The sequence below is a fragment of the Streptomyces sp. NPDC103540 genome (assembly GCF_055584445.1).
This window is the reverse complement of the sequence record NZ_JBVJMA010000015.1, coordinates 40,394-60,686: the sequence shown is the minus strand read 5'-3', so window position 1 is coordinate 60,686 and position 20,293 is coordinate 40,394. Positions and strand designations below refer to the sequence as shown.

The window sequence follows — 20,293 nt, the reverse complement described above, 5'->3', positions numbered from 1 at the left end:
GCCGTGTCCCTCCCGCCGGCCGCCCGAGGCGGGACGTTGACCCACCGTCATCCGGGATGTTAGACAACTCGCAGCGCCGTACGCAACGACCGTTGCACTCCTCGCAACGCCGCCGAACCCGGGAGGCACGTCCATGCCCAGCGACCCCGTCCAGGCCCTCGCCGACGAACCGGTCGACCACCGGTTCAAGGGGCTGCCGCCGGACGCCGAGGCCGCCGGCCTCACCGTCGGCGCGCTCGCGGCCCAGGCCCGCGACCTGTACACCGGCGGGTTCACCACCCCCGTGCTGACCCTCGACGCGGAGGCGCTGGAACACAACCTCACCGTCCTCGGCACCTACGCGAGCCGGCACGCCCTGGCCTTCGCGCCCCACGGCAAGACCTGCATGGCCCCGCAGCTCTTCCGCCGGCAGCTGGACCACGGCGCCTGGGGCATCACCGCCGCCGTGCCCCACCAGGTCCGCGTCTACCGCGCCTTCGGCATCGGCCGGATCTTCCTCGCCAACGAGCTGGTCGACCCCGCCGCCCTGCGCTGGGTCGCCGCCGAACTCGCCGCCGACCCCGACTTCCGGTTCGTCTGCTACGTCGACTCCGTGCGCGGCGTCGAGCTCATGGACGCCGCCCTGGCCGGCCGGGGCGCCACCGTGGACGTCGTGGTCGAACTCGGCGCCGGCGAGGGCGCCCGCACCGGAGCCCGCACCGACGACGACTGCCGCGCCGTGGCCGACGCCGTCGCCGCGAGCTCCGCCCTGCGCCTCGTCGGCGTCGCCGGCTACGAGGCCGAGGTGCCCGATGCCGACCCGGACCGCGTCCACGCCTGGCTGCGCCGCCTGACCTCCCTCACCGTCGAGTTCGACAAGGCCGGGCGCTTCTCCCCCGACCTGGCGGAGATCGTCGTCAGCGCGGGCGGCTCCGCCTGGTTCGACGCCGTCGCCGACGTCTTCGCCGAGATCCCCGAGCTGTCCCGCCCGGTGCTCAGGCTGCTGCGCTCCGGCGCGTACGTCTCCCACGACCACGGCTGGTACGGCCGGCTGACCCCCTTCAACCGGATCCCCGCCGAGGGTGGACTGCGCCCCGCGTTCCGGCTGTGGACGCAGGTCGTCTCCCGCCCCTCCCCCACCCAGGCCTTCGTCAACGCGGGCAAGCGCGACATCGCCTACGACCTGGGGCTGCCCGAGGCCGAGCTGGTCCGCGACCCCCTCACCGGCGAGGAGCGCCCGGCCGACGGCGTCCGCGTGGTCAAGCTCTCCGACCAGCACGCCTGGCTGGAGACCGACGGGCAGGACGACGTACGGGTCGGGGACTGGGTGGCCCTCGGGATGTCGCACCCGTGCACCATCTTCGAGAAGTGGCCGCTGATCCCGGTCGTGGCCGCCGACGGCACCGTCACCGACTACGTGCGCACCTTCTTCTAGGCCGCCCCTTCCGGATCCCGCCCGACCCGCGCCGACCGGTGCCACCCGGCGCCGGTCGGCGCCGGTCGGCGTCCCGCACGTGCTGATCGACGGCCGCTTCGTCGTCCGGGACGGCCGCCGGACCGAGGTCCTGGCAGGTCGGGCCGTTCGTCGTACGCCCGTTCACGACCGGTCTGCTCCGTGCGGGCGACCCATACGATGAACGCATGGTCGCCTTCGCCCCCGCCGCCGTGTTGTTCGTGGTCTTCTGCATCAGCGCCTACAAGGACCGCCGCCGGTTCCGCAACGCGGTGCTGCTCGGCCTGACCTTCCTCGCGCTCTCCTTCGCCCTGCTCTTCCAGTTGAGGGCCCTGCCGACCTGGGCGGCCGTCGCCGTCCTCTTCCTCGTCTTCGCCCTGCCGACCCTCGGCGTCCTCGTCCTCGGCGGGTTCCTGATCTCCAACGGCATGACCATGATCCGCAAGGAGGGCCGGAAGCCGGCCAACCTGCTGTCGATGCTGGCCGGGTTGGGCATCTTCGCGATGACGGCCCTGCTGATCGTCGTCCCGTGGTTCGGCTCGACCCTGCTGGGCGGCGCGGTCGCCACCCTCACCGCCGTCGTCGCCTACGTCTCCTTCATCTTCGTGTGCTTCCTCGGCTACGCCTGGCTGTACGGGCGGATCAAGGTGCGCGGCGACGTCGACCACGTCGTCATGCTCGGCTCCGGCCTGATCGGCGGGGACCGCGTCCCGCCGCTGCTGGCCTCGCGCCTGCGCAAGGGCCAGGAGATCTACGCCGCCCAGCTGGCCCGCGGCTCCCGCCCGCCGGTGCTGCTGACCTCGGGCGGGAAGGGCTCCGACGAACGCGTCCCCGAGGCGCGGGCGATGGCGGACTGGCTGATCGAACAGGGCGTGCCGGCCGAGCACATCACCCTGGAGGACCGTTCCCGCACCACCGAGGAGAACATGCTCTTCTCGAAGGAGATCATGACGGCCGCCGGGCCCGACTACCGGTGCGTGATCGTCACGAACAACTTCCACGCCTTCCGGGCGGCGATGCTGGCCCGCAAGTCCGGGGTCGACGGGCAGGTCCTCGGCTCGCCCACCGCGCGGTACTTCCTGCCCAGCGCGATCCTGCGCGAGTTCGTGGCCGTCTTCTGGGAACACCGCACGGTCAACCTGGGCATCTGCGGCGTCCTGGTCGCCGTCGGCGCGGTGGGCACGCTCGCCGTCCTGTGACCCGCGCGCGAAGGTGCCGTGACTCCCCCCTTGGCAGTCACGGCACCTTCGTCTTTCTCCCCTCTGGTCAGACCCGCTGCCAAAGAGCCGGGACGACCGGGGGCTCCCAGCCGGTCTGCGCCTGGTGGCCCTGGAGGCAGCGGTAGGTCGCGCCGCCGTGGGTGACCGTGGCGCCGGTCGCGTAGACGGTGCCCGCCTTCCAGGTGCCGCCCGGCTCCGGCTCGCCGGGGCCGGGGCCGGGGCCCGGGTCGGAGCCGGTGACCTTGAGGGTCAGCCCGTACGCGGACAGGATCGGGTTCAGCGGCTGGAAGAAGGTGGTGCCGCCGCGCGAGCAGTCGCCGGAGCCGCCCGAGGTGACGCCCTGGGCCTGGCTGCCGGAGATGTAGGAGCCGCCGGAGTCACCGGGCTCGGCGCAGACCGTCGTCCGGGTCACGCCCGAGATGGTGCCCTCGGGGTAGGTGACGCTGGTGTTGTGCTGCTGGACGGTGCCGCAGTGCCATCCGGTGGTCGAGCCGGAGCGGCAGACGGACGAGCCGACGGGTTGCAGCACCGAACCGGTGACCTGCACGTTCGCCCCGCCGCTCCCCTTGACGTAGGGGGTGGAGGTCCAGCTGCTGTTGGCGGCGACCCAGGCCATGTCGTTGCCGGGGAAGACCGACGCCTGGAAGGAGCCCTGGGCGACCTGGTTGAAGCCGGTGGTGGTGGTCCCGGCCCGCCCGCAGTGCCCGGCCGTGGCGAAGCCCTGCGTGGTGCCCTTGGTGATCGGGAAGCCGACGGAGCAGCGCCCGCTGCCGTTCATGTAGTACGCGTCGCCGCCCCGCAGGTCGTGGAGCGGGCGCGGGGCCTCGGCGGTGCGGACCACCGTGGCCAGGGTCCCGTCGGTGCCGGTGGCCGCGAGGAGGCGGGCGGCGGCGCCGGGCCGGGTCTCCTCGATGACGAGGGTGTTGGTGCGCGGGTCGACGTAGCGCACGGGCGTCTCGGTGGACGCGGCCCGGTCCAGGGCGGCCTTGGCGGTGTCCAGGTCGGCCAGGGAGCGGGTGACGAGCTTCGGGGTGGCGCCGGCGGCGCGGATGACGGCGGTGTCGGCGGGGCGGGTGGTGGCCACGGTGAGGGTGCCCGCGTCGGCCCCGTCGACCCAGGCCCCGGCGAAGGCGGCGCCGAGCGTCAGGCGCAGGCGGGCGGCGGTGGCACCGGCCTCGGCCTCGTGGGCGAGGCGGGTCTCGGCCTGGGTGGGGGTCAGGCCGAGGTCGCGCCCCATCGCGGCGAGCAACTCGGGCGGGGCGTCGGCGGTGCGCAGGGTGGCGGCGGCGGACTTGCGCGGGGCGGTGTCGGTGGCGGCGGTCGCGGCGGTGGCGCTGCCGGCGGCCAGCAGCAGTCCGGCGGCGGCCAGGGCGGTACACGCCGCGCGGGCGTGTCGCTTGAGCATGGGGGCTCCTCGGTTCCTCGTGGGGGTCACCGAAACCGTAGGAACGCGAACGGGCCTGCGGGAGCTGCCGGTTGACCCTTCCTCCGGTGTTATGGCCGCGGGAGGGGCGCGCGGTCCGCGGACGGGTGCGGCACGGTCTCGGCGCGGGCGCGGCACGGGGTCCGCCCCGAGGTGCGTTCATGGGGCCGCGGCCGGAGGATGGGGGCCTGGGGGGCACCGGAGGAGGTATGCGATGGACAGTGAATCGGACGAGCGGCCCACCCGGTCGGACCGGCTCTTCACGGGTGGGGAGCCGGAGCGACCGTACGACCCCGAGGACCTGGTGATGGCGACCGGACACGACCCGACTCCGGAGCGGGTCGAGAAGGCCCGCCGGCTGATCGAGAAGGAGGGTCCGCAGGTCATCGAGCGCTACCTGCCGTAGCGGACCGACGATGACGCCGCCGGCGTCCCGGCCCGGGGTCGCACCCCGGGCCGTGGCGTGCCGGTGACGCTCTGCGAAGCTTGGTGGCACGTTTCAGTACCGGAAAGGGGACCGGACCCGACATGCCTCAGGTGAAGCTGACCACCAGCCTCGGCGCCATCGTCATCGACCTCCACGAGGACCGGGCCCCGGCCTCGGTCGCCAATTTCCTCGGCTACGTGGAGAGCGGCCACTACGACGGCACGGTCTTCCACCGCGTGATCCCCGGGTTCATGAACCAGGGCGGCGGCTTCACCGCGGACATGCGCCAGAGGCCCGTCCGCGAGCCGGTCCGCAACGAGGCGGACAACGGCCTGAGGAACACCCGCTACACGGTGGCCATGGCCCGCACCAGCGTGCCGCACTCGGCGACCTCGCAGTTCTTCATCAACACCGCCGACAACCCGGCCCTGGACCACACCGCCCCGACGCCCTCCGGGTACGGGTACGCGGTGTTCGGCACGGTCACGTCCGGTCAGGACGTGGTGGACTCCATCGCCGCCGTCCGCACCGGCCGCGCGGGCGGGCACGGCGACGTCCCGCTGGTGCCGGTGGTGATCGAGAGCGCCACGCCGGTGGTCTGACCGGCGTCGCGCCCGGCCACGCCGCCGACACCGCCGCCGACGCCGACACCCGCGCCCGTCGTGGCCGCCGCGTGCACGGCGGCCGAGCGGGACAGCGCGTCCGCGTGGGCGGCCCGGGCGTGCTCCAGGACCCCCGCCGCCCGCGCCGCCGCCCGCGCGGCGGGGTGCCACCCCAGCAGGTGCCGCCACACCAGCGGGCTCCCGGCCAGCGGCCGCGTCACGATCCCCGGGGTGACGGGGAAGGTGGCCCGGCACAGGCCCACGGCCCGGCCCACCTGCACCAGGTGCACGCAGGAGGCGGTGTCGGTCTCGTACACGCAGGCCGGGGTGAAGCCGGCGCGCACGCAGGAGGCGGCGAAACAGTCGCCGAAACACCCGTCGCCCGGTACGTCGGTCCACGCCTCGGCGGCCAGCTCCGCGAGCTCGATGCGGGGGCGCGGGGCCAGGGGGTGGTCCTCGGCCAGCATCACGTGCACCGGATCGCGGGCCACCTCCATCCACGCGAGCCGACCCGGCTCGGGCGGGGCGCTCTCCCCGCACACCCCGACCAACGCGAAGTCCAGCCGCCCGGCGGCCACCCCGCCCGCTATCTCCCGCTCCGACCAGGAGGTGTACGTGGTCACCGACACCCCGGGCTCCTGCCGGGCGAGCCGGTCCACGAGCCCGCCGAGCAGCGGGCCGTGCGTGGCGCCGAGACGGTAGCCCTCGGTGCCCTGGCGGGCGAAGCGCATCGCCTCGTCCTGGAGCTCGCAGACCGCCGGGAGCACCACGCGGGCCCGCTCCAGGACGAGCTCCCCGAGCGCGGTGGCCCGTACGCCGTCCCGGCCGCGCTCGAAGAGGGTGCCGCCCAGGGCCCGCTCGATGCGTTTGAGCTGGGTGCTCAGCGCGGGCTGCGCGAGCCCGAGCGCGGTGGCGGCGCGGGTCAGGCTGCCGGCGTCCGCGACGGCCCGAACGATCTTGAGGTGCCTCAGCTCCAGATCCATGCTCCGAGCTTGGTCCAGACCTCCGGGCGTGCGCTACGGGTCGGCCGCATCCAGAATCGACGAAGGCTCGTTAGCCGGGAGGGGGCCGCGCAACGGAGGTCAGATGAACAGCGTCGCCGTCACCGTCGACTGGGAACACCCCACCGACCCACGCCCCGGCCCCCGGCTCGACCACGTCCGCACGTACGTGGCCAGCGGCGGCACCGACGGCCACCTGTGGCACGGCGTGCCGACGCTGCTGCTCACCACCGTCGACCGGGCCGGCGGGCGCACCGTCCGCACGCCGCTGATCTACGGGCGGGACGCGGACCGCCACCTCGTGGTCGCCGCCGGATCGGGCGGCCCGCGCCACCCCGCCTGGTACGAGAACCTCACCGCCCACCCGGAAGTGCGGCTCCAGGTGGGCTCCGCCGTCCTGCGAGGCCGGGCGCGCACGGCGACCCCGGCGGAACGCGAGACGTACTGGGAGGCGATGACCGCGCTGTGGCCGCTGTTCGACGACCACCAGGCGCTGGCCTGGCCCCGCGAGATCCCGTTGGTGATCATCGAGGAGTAGCGGTGCGGCCTACTTGCGCCGCAGCTCCTCCTCGTACCGGTCCTGCTCGCGCTTGTCCTCGTGCTTGTCCTCGCGCTTGTCCTCGCGCTTGTCCTGACGCTTGTCCTCGCGCTTGTCGTACGCGTCGCCCGGCTCGTCGAAGCGCACCGAGCGGACCTCCAGCGTGTCCTTGGCCGGCTTTCCGTGGGCCTTCAGGCGCCAGTCGGGGCCCTCGCAGTTCGCGCCGAGGAAGACGGTCACCGCCGTGTCGGTGTCGTTGTGCGGGCCGTAGCCCGGCAGCTCGTCGTCCTCGCCGACGGCGTGCAGGTTGATGCACTTGCCGCTGTGCGGGTCGTGGAGGGTGACGTGCCGCTCCTGGCCGTAGCCGTCCACGTACTTGTAGTGGAAGTTGCCCTGCGCGGCCTGGGCCGAGCCGGCCATGGACAGGACGAGCGCGAGGGCGCCGACGGTCGCGCCGAGGGTGGTGCGGAGCTTCATGACGGGAGGGGTCCCTTCCGAAGATGATCAAAGGGTGGTGCGGGCCCGACCCTAGGAGGGCGAAGCGGGGCGAATCGATCCGCCGGGCCTCCGGGTCACGCGCGCCCCCCGAGCTCCACTCGTTCGGTCCCGGCCGCTACCGGCACCTGGCGGACACCGGCTCAGGACCGGTCGTAGACGGTGACGTCGACGTCCCGCGCGCACAGCGCGGTGGTGATCAGCGGCTCGATGCGGGCCCACGTCCCGCCGGCGAGCCCGCACCCGATGCGCGGCATGTGCACGCTCGCGCCCAGCTCCACGGCGTGCGGGGCCAGCGCGTCCAGACACCGCGCGACGGCGTCGTACCGTATCGGCGGGCCCCCGCTGCCGGTGCGGATCCCGCGCTGCCCGATCATGTTGGCCACCCACACGTCGGGCTTCACCCGCACCACCTGGACGGCCCCGAGCCCGAAGTCGTTGTCGGCGCGCCGCCGGTGCCAGGCCCGGTACGCGGCCTCCGGCTCGGGCCACCTGCGCGACAGGGCGAGCACGAAGCCCTTGCCCCACCCTCCGATGTCGTTGCAGACGTGCGCGACGATCTTGGGTCCCTTGGCCTGCGGAACCGTGGCGTCCCCGGCGATGATCCTGAGTTCCTTCACGCGCCGAGGCTATGCGCGGCCACCGACAGGGCGGGCGGGGGTGCGGGCCACCGCCGGCCCATGCCGCGCCACCGTGACGAGCGCAACACCGCCGGCCCGGACCTCGGGGTCGGTCCACGCATTCCGCAGGTCGGAGCGGTGCGGTGGGCTCCGTTTCAAAGGATGGACGGGGCCGCCACCCCCTCGTCCCCCGAAACGGGACAATTCCCACCTCCGGTTCCCGCCCCCAAAGGCCGAGCGGGCGGGCATCCGGGCCCGTAAGCTCCCGTCATGCAGGTGATCCAGTCAACGAAACTCGCCAATGTCTGCTACGAGATCCGCGGACCCGTCCTCGAAGAGGCGATGCGGCTCGAAGCGGCAGGTCATCGCATCCTCAAGCTCAACACCGGCAACCCCGCGGCCTTCGGCTTCGAGTGCCCGCCGGAGATCCTCGAGGACATGCTCCGCAACCTGGGCACGGCCCACGGCTACGGGGACGCGAAGGGGCTGCTCTCCGCGCGCCGCGCGGTCATGCAGCACTACCAGACCAAGGGCATCGAGCTGGACGTCGAGGACATCTACCTCGGCAACGGGGTCTCCGAGCTGATCCAGATGTCGATGCAGGCGCTGCTCGACGACGGCGACGAGGTCCTCGTCCCGGCTCCGGACTACCCCCTGTGGACCGCCTCGGTCAGCCTCGCGGGCGGCACCGCCGTGCACTACCGCTGCGACGAGCAGGCCGACTGGATGCCGGACCTCGCCGACATCGAGCGCAAGGTCACCGACCGCACCCGCGCGATCGTGATCATCAACCCGAACAACCCGACCGGCGCCGTCTACGACGACGAGATGCTGCGGGGACTGACGGACATCGCGCGCCGCCACAACCTGGTGGTCTGTTCGGACGAGATCTACGACCGGATCCTCTACGACGGAGCCACGCACACCAACACCGCCGCCATCGCGCCGGACCTGCTGACGCTCACCTTCAACGGCCTGTCCAAGAACTACCGCGTCGCCGGCTACCGCGCCGGCTGGATGGCGGTCTGCGGCCCCAAGAAGAACGCCTCGTCGTACATCGAGGGCCTCACGATCCTCGCGAACATGCGCCTGTGCGCGAACATGCCCTCGCAGCACGCCGTGGCCACCGCCCTCGGCGGTCGCCAGTCCATCGAGGACCTGGTCCTGCCCGGCGGGCGGCTGCTGGAGCAGCGCGACACGGCGTACGAGCTGCTGACGCGGATCCCGGGCATCACCTGCGTGAAGCCCAAGGGCGCCCTGTACCTCTTCCCGAAGCTGGACCCGGCCGTCTACAAGGTCAAGGACGACCGGCAGATGGTGCTCGACCTGCTGCGCGCCGAGAAGATCATGGTGGTGCACGGAACGGGCTTCAACTGGCCCGAGCCGGACCACTTCCGCATCGTGACGCTCCCCAACGCGAAGGACCTCGCGGACGCGGTGACCCGGATCGGCAGGTTCCTCGACGGCTACGGCCAGCACTAGGACCGGGTCGGTCCACCGGGTCGGGCCGCCGGGTCGGGCCGCCCTCCGGCGGCCCTCGGCGGCCTCCGACAGCCCTCCTTCCGGATTCAACTCAACTTTAGAACGGATCCAATGTAGGATGGTCTCCTGACCACGCAGGAGGCCTCCTCATGTACGAGCCGATCCGCTCCAAGTCGGTCGTCCACCGCGTGGACGGCAAGGCCGACTACCCCCACAGCAGCCGCACCGAGGCCCTCGACACCCAACTCGCCGGACACCTGGCCGCGCTCCTCGCGGTCACCGACGAGCTCGGACTCGACGAGGGCGCCGCGCGCATCGCCGACCAGGTCGCGCGGCTGCGCGGGGCCCGCCCCGCACGGGTCGCGCACCACCGGGCCGCCGGTGACGGCCTCGCCCTGCACCGTCGCGCCCACGACCTCGCCGCCCGCGCCCTGCTCGTCGCCGCCTCCCGCGCCGACACCGCCGCGGCGATCCTCGCCGCCGAGCGGATGGACGCCCACGCCGCCGCCCTCGACTCCGTCGACCTGGCCGGCGCCCACTGACGGCCCCGGTCCGGGGCCGCGGAGGCTCCGGACCGGGTGCCATGCCCCCTCCCCCGCTCAGCCCGTCGCGCCCGTCGTGGGCTGCGGGGCGACCCCCGCGACGCCGCACCACGGGGCGGTGTCCGGCGGCCAGACCGGACCGACGGCCTCCGCCCGCTCCGGGGTGCCCGGGGTGAGGCCCGGGACGCGGACCAGGGCCTGGGCCGCGCGGGCCCGGGGGCCGGGGCGTTCCGCGTCACGGAACTCCACGGTCACCACGTACGACCCGCTCCCCCGCGCCTCGACGGCGGCCAGGACGCGCCGGCTCGCCGGGTCGATCCGGCAGGCGGTGACCCGCACCTCGGGCGCCGGCAGGGGCGGGGCCGCGGATTGCTCGGCGGCGCCGCCGGCCCACACGTAGAGCCCCAGCGGGGCGAACACCAGCAGGCCGGCCAGTCCCGTCAGGGCGACCGTCCGGCCCTGCCACTTCAACGCGCTCACGGCCATGCCCCGATCCTCCCGGGAGCCCGCCCCGCCCACCAGCACCCACGGGACCGGACAGCATTTCGAAGTGGGACCGCCTGGACACCTCGCGTTCATTCGACTCCACGCGGAATGTGGGTTTCCGCGAGCACGCTGCACCCGTGAGACGCATCCTCGGAATCGCTCTGGCGATCCTCCTGATCGGCGGCGTGATCGGCGCCATCGTCATCGGGAGCGAGAAGCCGGAAGGCACGGCAACGAAGACCGTGCGCGGCGTCATCGGATCGGAGAAGTCCGACTTCTTCCGCGACCCCGATGTCGTCAAGGCCCTCAAGGACAAGGGCTACACCGTGAAGCCGGAGACCTCCGGCTCCTGGGCGATGGACCAACTCCCCCTCAAGGAGTATGACTTCGCCTTCCCCAGCAGCAGCGAGCCCGCGCAGGAGATCGAGGCCGCGGCGGGGGTGAAGGGCGCGCAGACCACCAGGCCGTTCTTCTCCCCGCTCGTCGTCGTCGCCCGCGCCAACGCCACGAAGGTACTGGCCGACAACGGGCTGGTGAGGATGACCGGCACGAATTCCGGCACCCTCCTGATGGGCCCGTACCTGAAGGCGGCCGGCGAGGACCGGACCTGGCAGCAGCTGCCCGGCTCCGCCCCCCACGGCGAGCTGACCGGGACCCTGTTCATCAAGACCACCGACCCGGCGACCTCCAACTCGGGCGCGCTGTTCGTCGCCGCCACCTCCAACGTCGCCAACAACAACACCGTGGTCTCCGACGACGCCGGGATCGCCCGGACGGCGCCCCTGATGCGCAAGCTGACCTCGGTGCAGGGCGCGCTGGCGCCGAGTACGGACGACCCGTTCCGCGCGTTCATCAGCGGCAGCGGGGAGCCGCTGATCCTGGCCTACGAGTCCCAGGTGGCCTCGCTCCTGATGAAGAAGCAGACTCCGGCGCAGCTCGGGGACATGGTGGTGCTCTACCCGGACACCACGGTCAACTCCCCGCACACCTTCGTGCCCCTCACCGAGGAGGCCAGGGAGCTGGGCCGGCTGCTCGCCGAGGACCCGAAGCTGCGCGAGCTGGCCCTGCGGCACGGATTCCGTCCGCAGGACGGTCTCGCAGAGTTCACCGCCGCCACCGCGCCGTTCGCCGGCCACCTCAACCCGGGGCTGACCGGAATCCGGCAGGTGGGCGCGCCGACCGTCAAGGTCCTGATGGCGCTGGCCGCCCGGGCCAAGGGACAGGGGGACACGCCATGACGACGACACCCGCAGAGGAGGGCCCGCTCGTGCTCACCGCGCCGGGGCCCGTGGCCCCGATCGGGCCGGACCGGGCCGGCGGCCTGGTCCCGCTCGGGGACGGGGTCCACGACGAGATGGCTCGCCGGGCCGACGAGTTCGTGGGCGGGCTCGCCGGGATCGACGCCCGGTCCCCGGAGTTCGCCGGCCGGATCGGGGAGATCGCCGCCCTGGGCGCCGCCGAGATGCGCGGCGCCGACCGGCAGTCGAACCGGATGCTGGAGCGGGCGGTGCGCTCCCTGGGCGCGGACGGGGGCGCGGACGCGCAGGCCCGGGTGGCCGGTTCGCTGGTCGAGCTGCGGCGCGCCGTGGAGGACCTCGACCCGCGGGACGCTCCGGCGAGGGGGGCGCGCCGCCTGCTGGCGCGGCTGCCGGGCGGGAACCGGATGCGGGACCACGTGGCGAGGTACGCCTCCTCGCAGACGACGCTGGACCGGATCGTGGGCGCGTTGCGCGGCGGGCAGGACGAGCTGCGGCGCGACAACGCGGCGCTGCACACGGAGCGCGCGGCGCTGTGGGAGACGATGGGCCGGCTCCAGGAGTGCGCCGTGCTGACGGAGGCCCTGGACGCGGCGGTCGCCTCGCGGATCGCCGAGGCGGAGCGCACCGATCCGGGGCGGGCGGACGCGCTGCGGGCGGACGTGCTGTTCCCGGTGCGGCAGAAGCACCAGGACCTGTTGACGCAGTTGGCGGTGTGCGCGCAGGGCTATCTGGCGATGGACGTGGTGCGCCGCAACAACGAGGAGCTGATCAAGGGGGTGGACCGGGCGGCGACGACGACGGTGTCGGCGTTGCGGATCGCCGTCATGTTGGCCTCGGCCCTGGACGACCAGCGCAAGGTGGTCGAGCAGGTGAACGCCTTGCGGGGCACGACGGAGGAGCTGATCCGGGGCAACGCGCGGATGCTGGCCTCGCAGAGCGGGGAGGTCCAGCGGATCGCGGCGGACCCGGCGGTGGGGGCGCAGACGCTGCGGGAGGCGTTCGGGGAGATCTTCCGGACGCTGGACGCGATCGACACGTTCAAGGCACGGGCCACGGAGAACATGGCGGTGACGGTGGAGTCCCTGACGGACGAGCTGCGGGCCGCCTCGGAGCGGCTGGCCCGGACGCGGACCGCGGACGCGCCGGAAGGCGGGGAGCGATGAACGGGCGTACGGGACACACCGCGCGGGCGGTGCGGCGGGCGCGGGGGGCGGCGTCGGTGGCCCTGGCGGTCGCCCTGCTGGGGGCGGCGGCCTGCACCTCGCAGGCTCCCGGGACCACGGCGGGCGGCTCGGGCTCCTCGGGCTCTTCCGGTGGTTCCTCGAAGCCGCAGGAGTACAAGGAGGGCCGGCTGCGGGTGCTGGCGTCCAGCGAGCTGGCGGACATGGAGCCGGTGCTGAAGGCGGCGAAGGCGGCGACGGGGGTCTCCGTCGACTTCACCTGGTCGGGGACGCTGGACGCGGCGGACCAGGTGGCCTCCGGGAAGGCGGACGGGCGCTACGACGCGATCTGGCTGTCCTCCAACGACTACCTGAGGCTGCGTCCCGAGGCCGCGGCGAAGCTCGGCACGGAGACGCCGGTGATGTCCTCGCCGGTGGCGGTCGGGGTGAAGCCGGAGGCCTTGGCGCGGTTGGGCTGGAAGCCCGCGGAGGTGACCTGGGCGGCGGTCGAGGAGGCCGTGGCGGCCGGGAGGCTGACGTACGGGATGACGGACCCGGTGCGGTCCAACTCCGGCTTCTCCGCGCTGGTCTCGGTGGCCTCGGGGCTGTCGGGGGCGCAGGCGGCGCTGACGGACGCGGACGTGGACAAGGCGCGGCCCCGCCTGAAGGGGTTCTTCAACGGGCAGAGGCTGACGTCGGGTTCCTCGGGTTGGCTGGCGACGGCGTACGGGAAGCGGGACGACGTCGACGCGCTCGTGAACTACGAGTCGGTGCTGCTGTCGATGAACGACCGGGCCAAGTCCCCGCTGACGGTGATCCGCCCCAGGGACGGGGTGGTCACCGCGCACTATCCGCTGACGCTGTTGGCGTCGGCTCCGGCCGGGGCGCGCGATTCGGGCCGGCTGCTGACGGACTGGCTGCGCGGTGACGCGGCCCAGAAGTCGATCACGGAGCGGACGATGCGGCGGCCGGTGGCGGCCGGGGTGGCCCCGGCGGCCGGTCTCGACGGGGAGAAGCGGCGCGAGCTGCCGTTCCCGGGCTCGCGGTCGGTGGCGGACGGGCTGCTGGCCTCGTACGAGAACGAGCTGCGGCGCCCCTCGCGGACGGTGTACGTGCTGGACACCTCGGGTTCCATGGCGGACGAGGACCGGATCGGGCGGTTGCGCGCCGCGCTGACGGACCTGACGGGGACGGGGAGTTCGGGGCCGGGCGAGCGGTTCCGGGACCGGGAGGAGGTGACGTTGCTGCCGTTCGGGGACCGGGTGAAGAAGGTGCTCACGCACGTCGTCGAGCCGGGGAACCCGGGGCCGGCGCTGGACGCGATCCGCGGGGACGTGAAGGGGCTGCGTCCGGAGGGCGGCACGGCCGTGTACGGGAGCCTGAAGGCGGCGTACGAGCACCTGGGGCGGGGCGAGAGCGACGCGTTCACCTCGATCGTGCTGATGACCGACGGGCAGAGCGGCGACAAGGCGAAGGACTTCGACGCCTTCTACGCGGCGCTGCCCGAGGCGCGCCGGCACACGCCGGTGTTCGCGGTGCTGTTCGGGGACTCGGACCGCAAGGAGCTGACGCACATCACCGAGCTGACGGGTGGGCGACTGTTCGACGCGACCGAGGGCAACGGTTCCCTGGACGGGGCCTTCGAGGAGATCCGTGGTTACCAGTAGGAGGACGCCGGTCGGGCGGGCGCTCGCGTACCTGGAGTCGACCAAGAACCTGGCGGGCGGCGCGTGCGGGCTCGTCGGGCTGGGCCTGACGTGGGCGGGCGTGGCGGGCGCCTACTGGCCGGTGGTGGTCGCGGGGCTGTACGGGGCGGGGGCGCTGATCGCCCCGCCGGCGCGGATCGTCACGCCGTGCTTCCCGGACCCGGCGCGGCGGTTGGGGGGCGTGCGCGAGGACCTGGACCGGTTGCGGGAGTACGTCGGGGAGGTGGAGCTGCCGCCGGCCGCCGAGGGCAAGCTGAGCGAGCTGCTGGACGTGTACGCGGCGCTGCTGGAGCCGGGGTGGCCGGCGGAGGTGCTGGCCGGGGAGCCGGAGGCGGTGCACGCGCTGTCGCGGGCGATCCGGCTGGACGTGCCGGAGGGGGTGGACGCGTACAACCGGGCGCGGTGGTGGACGCGGCTGAACCCGGGGGGCGAGTCCCCCGAACGGCACCTGGAGCGGCAGCTGTCGGTGCTGTCCGAGGAGGCGGAACGCGTGACGGCGGACCTCCGTGAAACGGAGGCCCGCCGTCAGCAGACGCACACGACCTATTTGGAAGGTCGCAGAGAGTCCTAGGTCGGGGACTCCCGCGTCAGCCCTGCGGTCGGGGACAGCCGGCCGCGGTCTTCGGGGGTGCGCCGGGCTCAGCCCAGGCGCTCGACCAGTGCGTGGTACTGGTCCCACAGCTCCTTGGGAGTGTGGTCGCCGTAGGTGTTCAGGTGCTCGGGGACCAGGGCGGCCTCCTCGCGCCAGACCTCCTTGTCGACGGTGAGGAGGAAGTCGAGGTCCTCGGCGGGCAGCTCCAGGCCGTCCAGGTCGAGGGAGTCGCGGGTCGGCAGGAAGCCGATGGGGGTCTCGACGCCTTCGGCGGTGCCGTCGAGGCGGCCGACGATCCACTTCAGGACGCGGCTGTTCTCGCCGAAGCCGGGCCACACGAACTTGCCCGCGTCGTTCTTGCGGAACCAGTTCACGTAGTAGATCTTCGGGAGCTTGGCGGCGTCGGCGCCGGCGCCGACCTTGACCCAGTGGGCCATGTAGTCGCCCATGTTGTAGCCGCAGAACGGCAGCATGGCGAAGGGGTCGCGGCGCAGCTCGCCGACCTTGCCCTCGGCGGCGGCGGTCTTCTCGGAGGCGATGTTCGAGCCGATGAAGACGCCGTGGTTCCAGTCGAAGGACTCGGTGACCAGCGGGACGGCGGAGGCGCGCCGGCCGCCGAAGAGGATCGCGGAGATCGGGACGCCCTTGGGGTCCTCCCACTCGGGGGCGATCGTGGGGCACTGGGAGGCGGGGACGGCGAAGCGGGCGTTGGGGTGGGCCGCCGGGGTCTCGGACTCCGGGGTCCAGGGGTTGCCCTTCCAGTCGATGAGCTCGGCCGGGGCCTCCTCCGTCATGCCCTCCCACCAGACGTCGGAGCCGTCCGGGGTGAGCGCGACGTTGGTGAAGACGGTGTTGGCGTACATGGTCTTCATGGCGTTGGCGTTGGTGTGCTCGCCGGTGCCGGGGGCGACGCCGAAGAAGCCGGCCTCGGGGTTGATCGCGTAGAGGCGACCGTCCTCGCCGAAGCGCATCCAGGCGATGTCGTCGCCGATGGTCTCGACGGTCCAGCCGGGGATCGTGGGCTCCAGCATGGCCAGGTTGGTCTTGCCGCAGGCGGACGGGAACGCGGCCGCGACGTACTTCGTCTCGCCCTCGCCGGCCGGCGGGGTGAGCTTCAGGATGAGCATGTGCTCGGCGAGCCAGCCCTCGTCACGCGCCATGACGGAGGCGATGCGCAGCGCGTAGCACTTCTTGCCGAGGAGGGCGTTGCCGCCGTAGCCGGATCCGTAGGACCAGATCTCGCGGCTCTCGGGGAAGTGGGAGATGTACTTGGTGGTGTTGCAGGGCCACGGGACGTCCGCCTGGCCTTCGGCGAGCGGGGCGCCGAGGGTGTGGACGGCCTTGACGAAGAAGCCGTCGGTGCCGAGCTCGTCGAGGACGGCCTTGCCCATGCGGGTCATGGTGCGCATGGCGACCGCGACGTAGGCGGAGTCGGTGATCTCGACGCCGATCGCGGACAGCTCGGAGCCGAGGGGGCCCATGCAGAAGGGCACGACGTACATCGTGCGGCCCTTCATGGAGCCGCGGAAGATACCTTCCTGCCCGGCGAAGATCTCCCTCATCTCGGAGGGGGCCTTCCAGTGGTTCGTCGGGCCCGCGTCCTCTTCCTTCTCGGAGCAGATGAAGGTCCGGTCCTCGACGCGCGCGACGTCGGACGGGTCGGAGGCGGCGTAGTAGGAGTTCGGGCGCTTGGCCTCGTCCAGCTTCTTGAACGTGCCCTTGGCGACGAGCTCCGCGCACAGGCGCTCGTACTCGGACTCGGAACCGTCGCACCAGACGACGCGGTCCGGCTGGGTCAGGGCCGCGATCTCGTCCACCCAGGAGATCAGCTCCTGGTGGGTCGTCGGGATGGAAGTGGGAGCCGCGTTGTCGCGCGCCACGATTGCTCCTTGTTGAGGGGTTTGTTTGGTGTATGCCCCGTGGGGGCTGCGACCCGGACGCTTCGCGCTCCGCTCATCCGGTGCCGACCGCACTCATCTGATCATCCGGTGCGTATGCGCATATGTCCAGGGGGCCTCTCACGTGAGCATCGCCACGTCCGTCAATCTTCCGTAAAGAGCACTAACGGAAACCTACGGACCCGTAGGTAGCATGTCGCCATGAGTTCAGACGCCGCCGCCGTCGTCGCGGCCACGCCGGCAGCCCCACAGGCGGAGTCCGAGGTCAAGCCGCTCATGCGCGGATGGCTGCACACCGGGATGTTCCCGGCGGTCGTCGTCGCGGGTCTGGCGCTGATGGCCTTCACCGACTCGACGAAGGCCCGCGTGGCCTGCGGGGTCTACATCCTCACGGCCTGCCTGCTGTTCGGCATCAGCGCCGTCTACCACCGCGGCACGTGGGGACCGCGCGGCGAGGCCATCCTGCGGCGCCTCGACCACGCCAACATCTTCCTGATCATCGCGGGCACCTACACCCCGCTGACCGTCCTGCTGCTGCCCGCCTCCACCGGGCGGACCCTGCTGTGGGCGGTGTGGATCGCCGCCGCGGCCGGCATCGCCTTCCGGGTGTTCTGGGTCGGCGCGCCCCGCTGGCTGTACACCCCCTGCTACATCGCCATGGGCTGGGCCGCGGTGTTCTTCCTGCCCGACTTCCTGCGCGCCGGCGGGATCGCCGTTCTCGTGCTGGTGGTCGTCGGCGGACTGCTCTACAGCGTCGGCGGGGTGATCTACGGCATCAAGCGCCCCAACCCCTCCCCCCGCTTCTTCGGCTTCCACGAGGTCTTCCACTCGCTGACGCTGGCGGCCTTCGTCGCCCACTACGTCGGCATCTCCCTGGCCGCCTACCGCCACTGAGGCGGACCGGCGACGGCGCGCGGGTGCCCGGCCGGGGTCGGCCGGGCACCCGCGGCGTCCGTACCTCAGTACCTCAGTACCTCAGTACGTCAGCACGTGTAGCCGTCCTTGTCGGCGTCCAGGCGCAGCGGATCGCTGCCGTTGACCTTCATCCGCTTCGGGAACCTGTGCGCGGCCAGCCACTCGCAGCGGGCCTGGGTGGTCTTCTTCACCTCCGCGGGGAAGTTCGTCGGGACGCACACCGTCGCCGTCCCGTAGTGCCGGTCGCAACCGGCGACGGTGGGCGCGACGGGCGCCGAGTCCCGGCGGGCCGGGTTCGGCTTGGGCGCGGCCAGGTCGCTCGCGAAGGTGTGCTCGTGGGCCGAGGGTCGCTCCTCGGTCGCCTTGAGGGCGGGGGCTCCGCCCAGGTGGACCCAGGTGGCGAGGGAGGGGACGCCCGCCGCGTCGACGCCGAAGAGCATGTACCAGCCGGGCGGCGCCAGGTTGGGGTTGGTGGTGACGTTGAGGTCGATGGTGGTGTTGTTGACGACCGTCATCGGCAGGTCCACGAACCGCTGGTTGGGGTCCGAGGAGTGGGTGACGGCGGCCGGGCGGATCAGCTCGGCCTTGGCGATGGGCCGGTTCACGGTGATCCGCTGGGTGTCCCCGTAGATCCAGTCGGTGTCGATCACCGAGGTGAGCTGCGGGCGCGGGCCCTTGAAGAGGTAGGGCGGGGTGTAGATCGACACGGCGTGGTTGTACGTGCCGTTGCCCGGGTTGTCGCCGACGGACATGACGCGGCCGTCGGGCAGCAGGAACGAAGCCGAGTGGTACGTGCGCGGGATCGGGTCGGTGGCCAGACCCGGCTGGTAGGTGTTGCTCGTCGGGTCGAAGAAGGAGGCCTCGAAGACCGGGTCGGCCCGGTCGTGCAGCCCGCCGCCGGTCTCCAGCACCTTGCCGTCGGGCAGCAGCACGGCGGAGACGTACATCTTGCCCTCGGCTCCGGTCTGCGGGCGCTTGCCCGTCCCGGTGTCGACGAGGCCCTGCGGCAGGTCGGGGCCGGCGGTGTAGGCGGGGCTCGGCTGTTTCAGGTCGATGATGTCGGTGAGCCGGTTGGCCGCCGGGTTGGTCTCGTTGTTGCCGCCGCCGATCGTCAGGACCCGCTGGTCCTGGGCCGGGGGCAGCAGGACGCTCGCCGACTCGTCGCGCTGGTCCTTGTTGCGCAGCCCGGGCACGTCGGTGATGGTGTTGGCGTCGTAGTCGTAGACCGAGGCGCCGGTGCCGGGCGTGCCGTTGCCGAAGGTGTGGCTGCCGGAGTAGAAGAGGCGGCCGTCCTGCATGAGGATCATCGACGGGTACAGACCCCAGTAGGACCAGGTCTGGTTGACCTCGTTCATCGGCAGCCACTTGTTCTGCGCCGCCGAGAACCTCTCCGCGGTGACGTTGCCCGTGGAGTCCTCCTTCAGCCCGCCGAAGGAGATCACGTCGCCGTTGCCGAGGATGGTGGCGGACGGGTACCAGTGGCCGCCGTTCATGTCGTTGGTCTTCGTGTACGTCTCGGTGGTCGGGTCGAAGACGTAGCTGTCCTTCAGGCCCTGGTAGCCGATCTTGCCGTCGGCCGACGGGTAGCCCTTGTTGCCGCTCATCACGAGCACCCGGCCGTCGGACAGCTGCACGTGCCCGGAGCAGAACATGTCCACGGGCGTGGGGATCGTCCTGAAGGTGCCGTTCGCCGGGTCGTAGACGGCGGAGGTGAAGGTGCCCGCGTTGAACTGCGCGATGTCGTTGCCGGATCCCGCGATGAGCAGCACCTTGCCGTTCTTCAGGACCACGGCGTGCATGGAGCGCACCGGGTTCTGCGCCGGGATCACCTCCCACTTGCCCTTGGCGCACTGTTCGGCGGTGCCGGTGCAGGTGGGTTGCGGCGGCGGGGCGCCGACCTCCTCCAGGGCGTAGTCGTCGGTGGTGAGGGTCCCGACGCCGTAGACGGACAGCCCCCAGGCGATCTTGTCGGTGTTCGGCGGGACGGCGGGCGTACGGACCTCCGTACGCGCCCACGCGGCGCTGACCGGCGGGTTCTGGAGGTCGGTCCAGTACTGCCAGCCGGCGGTGGTGTCGTGGCGGAAGACGGTGACGGACACGTCCGGGGTGTTCGACTTGTACCAGGCGGACAGGTCGTACTGCTTGCCCGGCGTGACGGTCGGGGCGCAGGTGGTGTTCTCGGTCACCAGGGCCTTGCGGTCGCCGTCGACGCGGCGGGTCAGCGAGACGCGCATGGCCTGGGAGCCGCTGTGGGCGTCGGAGACGGTGGCGAAGGTGAAGTCGTTGTCTCCCCAGCCGGATTTCGACCAGCAGTGGGGCATGTCCGAGCCGGGGGCTCCGGCGGTCTCGAAACCGGGGTTGGTCAGCAGGTTGGGCGGTCCGGCCGAGGCCGGCTGCGGCGCGCTGAGCAGCAGGGCGGCGGTCATCGCCCCGACGGCGGTCAGGGCGGCCCGGCGCCCGGCCCTCCGTCGGATCTTCCTTCGCATACGGGCTGT

At 72.5% G+C, this 20,293-nt stretch carries 19 protein-coding genes; 12 read left to right on the top strand and 7 right to left on the bottom strand.

Annotated elements, in window-relative coordinates; genetic code table 11:
- Nucleotides 1-133: 133 nt before the first annotated feature.
- Together ACZ6ZI_RS30785 and ACZ6ZI_RS30780 are read left to right on the top strand one after the other, a co-directional pair.
- Nucleotides 134-1,414 (top strand): amino acid deaminase, encoded by a 1,281-nt coding sequence (locus ACZ6ZI_RS30785; protein WP_469526248.1) that lies wholly within the window; start codon nucleotides 134-136, stop codon nucleotides 1,412-1,414.
- A 206-nt stretch (nucleotides 1,415-1,620) separates the two neighbouring features.
- Nucleotides 1,621-2,631: an ElyC/SanA/YdcF family protein gene (locus ACZ6ZI_RS30780; RefSeq protein WP_469526246.1), complete on the top strand. Its 1,011-nt coding sequence runs from the start codon at nucleotides 1,621-1,623 to the stop codon at nucleotides 2,629-2,631.
- 67 nt (nucleotides 2,632-2,698) lie between these two features.
- Here the strand turns inward: ACZ6ZI_RS30780 and ACZ6ZI_RS30775 are convergent, their stop codons facing one another.
- The gene (locus tag ACZ6ZI_RS30775) at nucleotides 2,699-4,057 is read right to left on the bottom strand and encodes a carbohydrate-binding protein (protein ID WP_469526245.1); all 1,359 of its coding nucleotides are present in this window, start codon (nucleotides 4,055-4,057) and stop codon (nucleotides 2,699-2,701) included.
- Between the two features lie 232 nt (nucleotides 4,058-4,289).
- Between ACZ6ZI_RS30775 and ACZ6ZI_RS30770 the strand changes: the two genes are divergently transcribed.
- Together ACZ6ZI_RS30770 and ACZ6ZI_RS30765 are read left to right on the top strand one after the other, a co-directional pair.
- Nucleotides 4,290-4,481 carry a hypothetical protein gene (locus tag ACZ6ZI_RS30770; protein WP_363061894.1) on the top strand — a complete coding sequence of 64 codons (192 nt, stop codon included), beginning with the start codon at nucleotides 4,290-4,292 and terminating at the stop codon, nucleotides 4,479-4,481.
- 122 nt (nucleotides 4,482-4,603) lie between these two features.
- On the top strand, nucleotides 4,604-5,104 hold the full coding sequence (locus ACZ6ZI_RS30765; RefSeq protein WP_469526242.1) for a peptidylprolyl isomerase: 501 nt from the start codon (nucleotides 4,604-4,606) through the stop codon (nucleotides 5,102-5,104).
- Here the strand turns inward: ACZ6ZI_RS30765 and ACZ6ZI_RS30760 are convergent.
- Nucleotides 4,996-6,087, bottom strand: a complete 1,092-nt coding sequence (locus ACZ6ZI_RS30760) for a LysR family transcriptional regulator (protein ID WP_469526241.1) — start codon at nucleotides 6,085-6,087, stop codon at nucleotides 4,996-4,998. The genes ACZ6ZI_RS30765 and ACZ6ZI_RS30760 overlap by 109 nt on opposite strands.
- Before the next feature lie 103 nt (nucleotides 6,088-6,190).
- On the opposite strand from ACZ6ZI_RS30760, the gene ACZ6ZI_RS30755 reads away from it, so the two are divergent.
- Entirely contained in the window at nucleotides 6,191-6,643 is a 453-nt protein-coding gene (locus ACZ6ZI_RS30755) for a nitroreductase/quinone reductase family protein (RefSeq protein WP_469526238.1), read from the top strand.
- 9 nt (nucleotides 6,644-6,652) lie between these two features.
- On the opposite strand, the gene ACZ6ZI_RS30750 is transcribed toward ACZ6ZI_RS30755, so the two are convergent.
- Both ACZ6ZI_RS30750 and ACZ6ZI_RS30745 read right to left on the bottom strand, forming a co-directional pair.
- Nucleotides 6,653-7,120 carry a hypothetical protein gene (locus ACZ6ZI_RS30750; protein ID WP_469526237.1) on the bottom strand — a complete coding sequence of 156 codons (468 nt, stop codon included), beginning with the start codon at nucleotides 7,118-7,120 and terminating at the stop codon, nucleotides 6,653-6,655.
- Nucleotides 7,121-7,281: 161 nt separating this feature from the next.
- Nucleotides 7,282-7,758: a macro domain-containing protein gene (locus tag ACZ6ZI_RS30745; RefSeq protein ID WP_469526235.1), complete on the bottom strand. Its 477-nt coding sequence runs from the start codon at nucleotides 7,756-7,758 to the stop codon at nucleotides 7,282-7,284.
- Nucleotides 7,759-8,028: 270 nt separating this feature from the next.
- Between ACZ6ZI_RS30745 and ACZ6ZI_RS30740 the strand changes: the two genes are divergently transcribed.
- Entirely contained in the window at nucleotides 8,029-9,240 is a 1,212-nt protein-coding gene (locus ACZ6ZI_RS30740) for a pyridoxal phosphate-dependent aminotransferase (RefSeq protein ID WP_363061882.1), read from the top strand.
- 149 nt (nucleotides 9,241-9,389) lie between these two features.
- Nucleotides 9,390-9,782 carry an SCO4983 family protein gene (locus ACZ6ZI_RS30735; protein ID WP_469526232.1) on the top strand — a complete coding sequence of 131 codons (393 nt, stop codon included), beginning with the start codon at nucleotides 9,390-9,392 and terminating at the stop codon, nucleotides 9,780-9,782.
- Nucleotides 9,783-9,839: 57 nt separating this feature from the next.
- Here ACZ6ZI_RS30735 and ACZ6ZI_RS30730 read toward each other — a convergent pair whose 3' ends face one another.
- Nucleotides 9,840-10,262, bottom strand: coding sequence for a hypothetical protein (locus ACZ6ZI_RS30730; RefSeq protein ID WP_469526231.1), 423 nt, complete (start codon nucleotides 10,260-10,262; stop codon nucleotides 9,840-9,842).
- Nucleotides 10,263-10,405: 143 nt separating this feature from the next.
- On the opposite strand from ACZ6ZI_RS30730, the gene ACZ6ZI_RS30725 reads away from it, so the two are divergent.
- From ACZ6ZI_RS30725 to ACZ6ZI_RS30710, 4 genes are read left to right on the top strand one after another with little or no spacing between them, the layout of a single operon-like run.
- Nucleotides 10,406-11,506, top strand: a complete 1,101-nt coding sequence (locus tag ACZ6ZI_RS30725) for a hypothetical protein (protein ID WP_469526230.1) — start codon at nucleotides 10,406-10,408, stop codon at nucleotides 11,504-11,506.
- Nucleotides 11,503-12,690 (top strand): toxic anion resistance protein, encoded by a 1,188-nt coding sequence (locus ACZ6ZI_RS30720; RefSeq protein ID WP_469526228.1) that lies wholly within the window; start codon nucleotides 11,503-11,505, stop codon nucleotides 12,688-12,690. Before ACZ6ZI_RS30725 ends, ACZ6ZI_RS30720 begins: the two co-directional genes overlap by 4 nt.
- Nucleotides 12,687-14,354 (top strand): vWA domain-containing protein, encoded by a 1,668-nt coding sequence (locus ACZ6ZI_RS30715; protein ID WP_469526226.1) that lies wholly within the window; start codon nucleotides 12,687-12,689, stop codon nucleotides 14,352-14,354. The genes ACZ6ZI_RS30720 and ACZ6ZI_RS30715 overlap by 4 nt, the downstream gene beginning before the upstream one ends.
- Nucleotides 14,341-14,964 carry a hypothetical protein gene (locus ACZ6ZI_RS30710; protein WP_469526225.1) on the top strand — a complete coding sequence of 208 codons (624 nt, stop codon included), beginning with the start codon at nucleotides 14,341-14,343 and terminating at the stop codon, nucleotides 14,962-14,964. The genes ACZ6ZI_RS30715 and ACZ6ZI_RS30710 overlap by 14 nt, the downstream gene beginning before the upstream one ends.
- Nucleotides 14,965-15,032: 68 nt before the next feature.
- Here ACZ6ZI_RS30710 and ACZ6ZI_RS30705 read toward each other — a convergent pair whose 3' ends face one another.
- Nucleotides 15,033-16,865 carry a phosphoenolpyruvate carboxykinase (GTP) gene (locus ACZ6ZI_RS30705; protein WP_363062421.1) on the bottom strand — a complete coding sequence of 611 codons (1,833 nt, stop codon included), beginning with the start codon at nucleotides 16,863-16,865 and terminating at the stop codon, nucleotides 15,033-15,035.
- Nucleotides 16,866-17,084: 219 nt separating this feature from the next.
- Between ACZ6ZI_RS30705 and trhA the strand changes: the two genes are divergently transcribed.
- Nucleotides 17,085-17,777: a PAQR family membrane homeostasis protein TrhA gene (gene trhA, locus ACZ6ZI_RS30700; RefSeq protein ID WP_363062423.1), complete on the top strand. Its 693-nt coding sequence runs from the start codon at nucleotides 17,085-17,087 to the stop codon at nucleotides 17,775-17,777.
- A gap of 89 nt (nucleotides 17,778-17,866) precedes the next feature.
- Here trhA and ACZ6ZI_RS30695 read toward each other — a convergent pair whose 3' ends face one another.
- Nucleotides 17,867-20,284: a galactose oxidase-like domain-containing protein gene (locus tag ACZ6ZI_RS30695; protein WP_469526223.1), complete on the bottom strand. Its 2,418-nt coding sequence runs from the start codon at nucleotides 20,282-20,284 to the stop codon at nucleotides 17,867-17,869.
- Nucleotides 20,285-20,293: the final 9 nt, after the last annotated feature.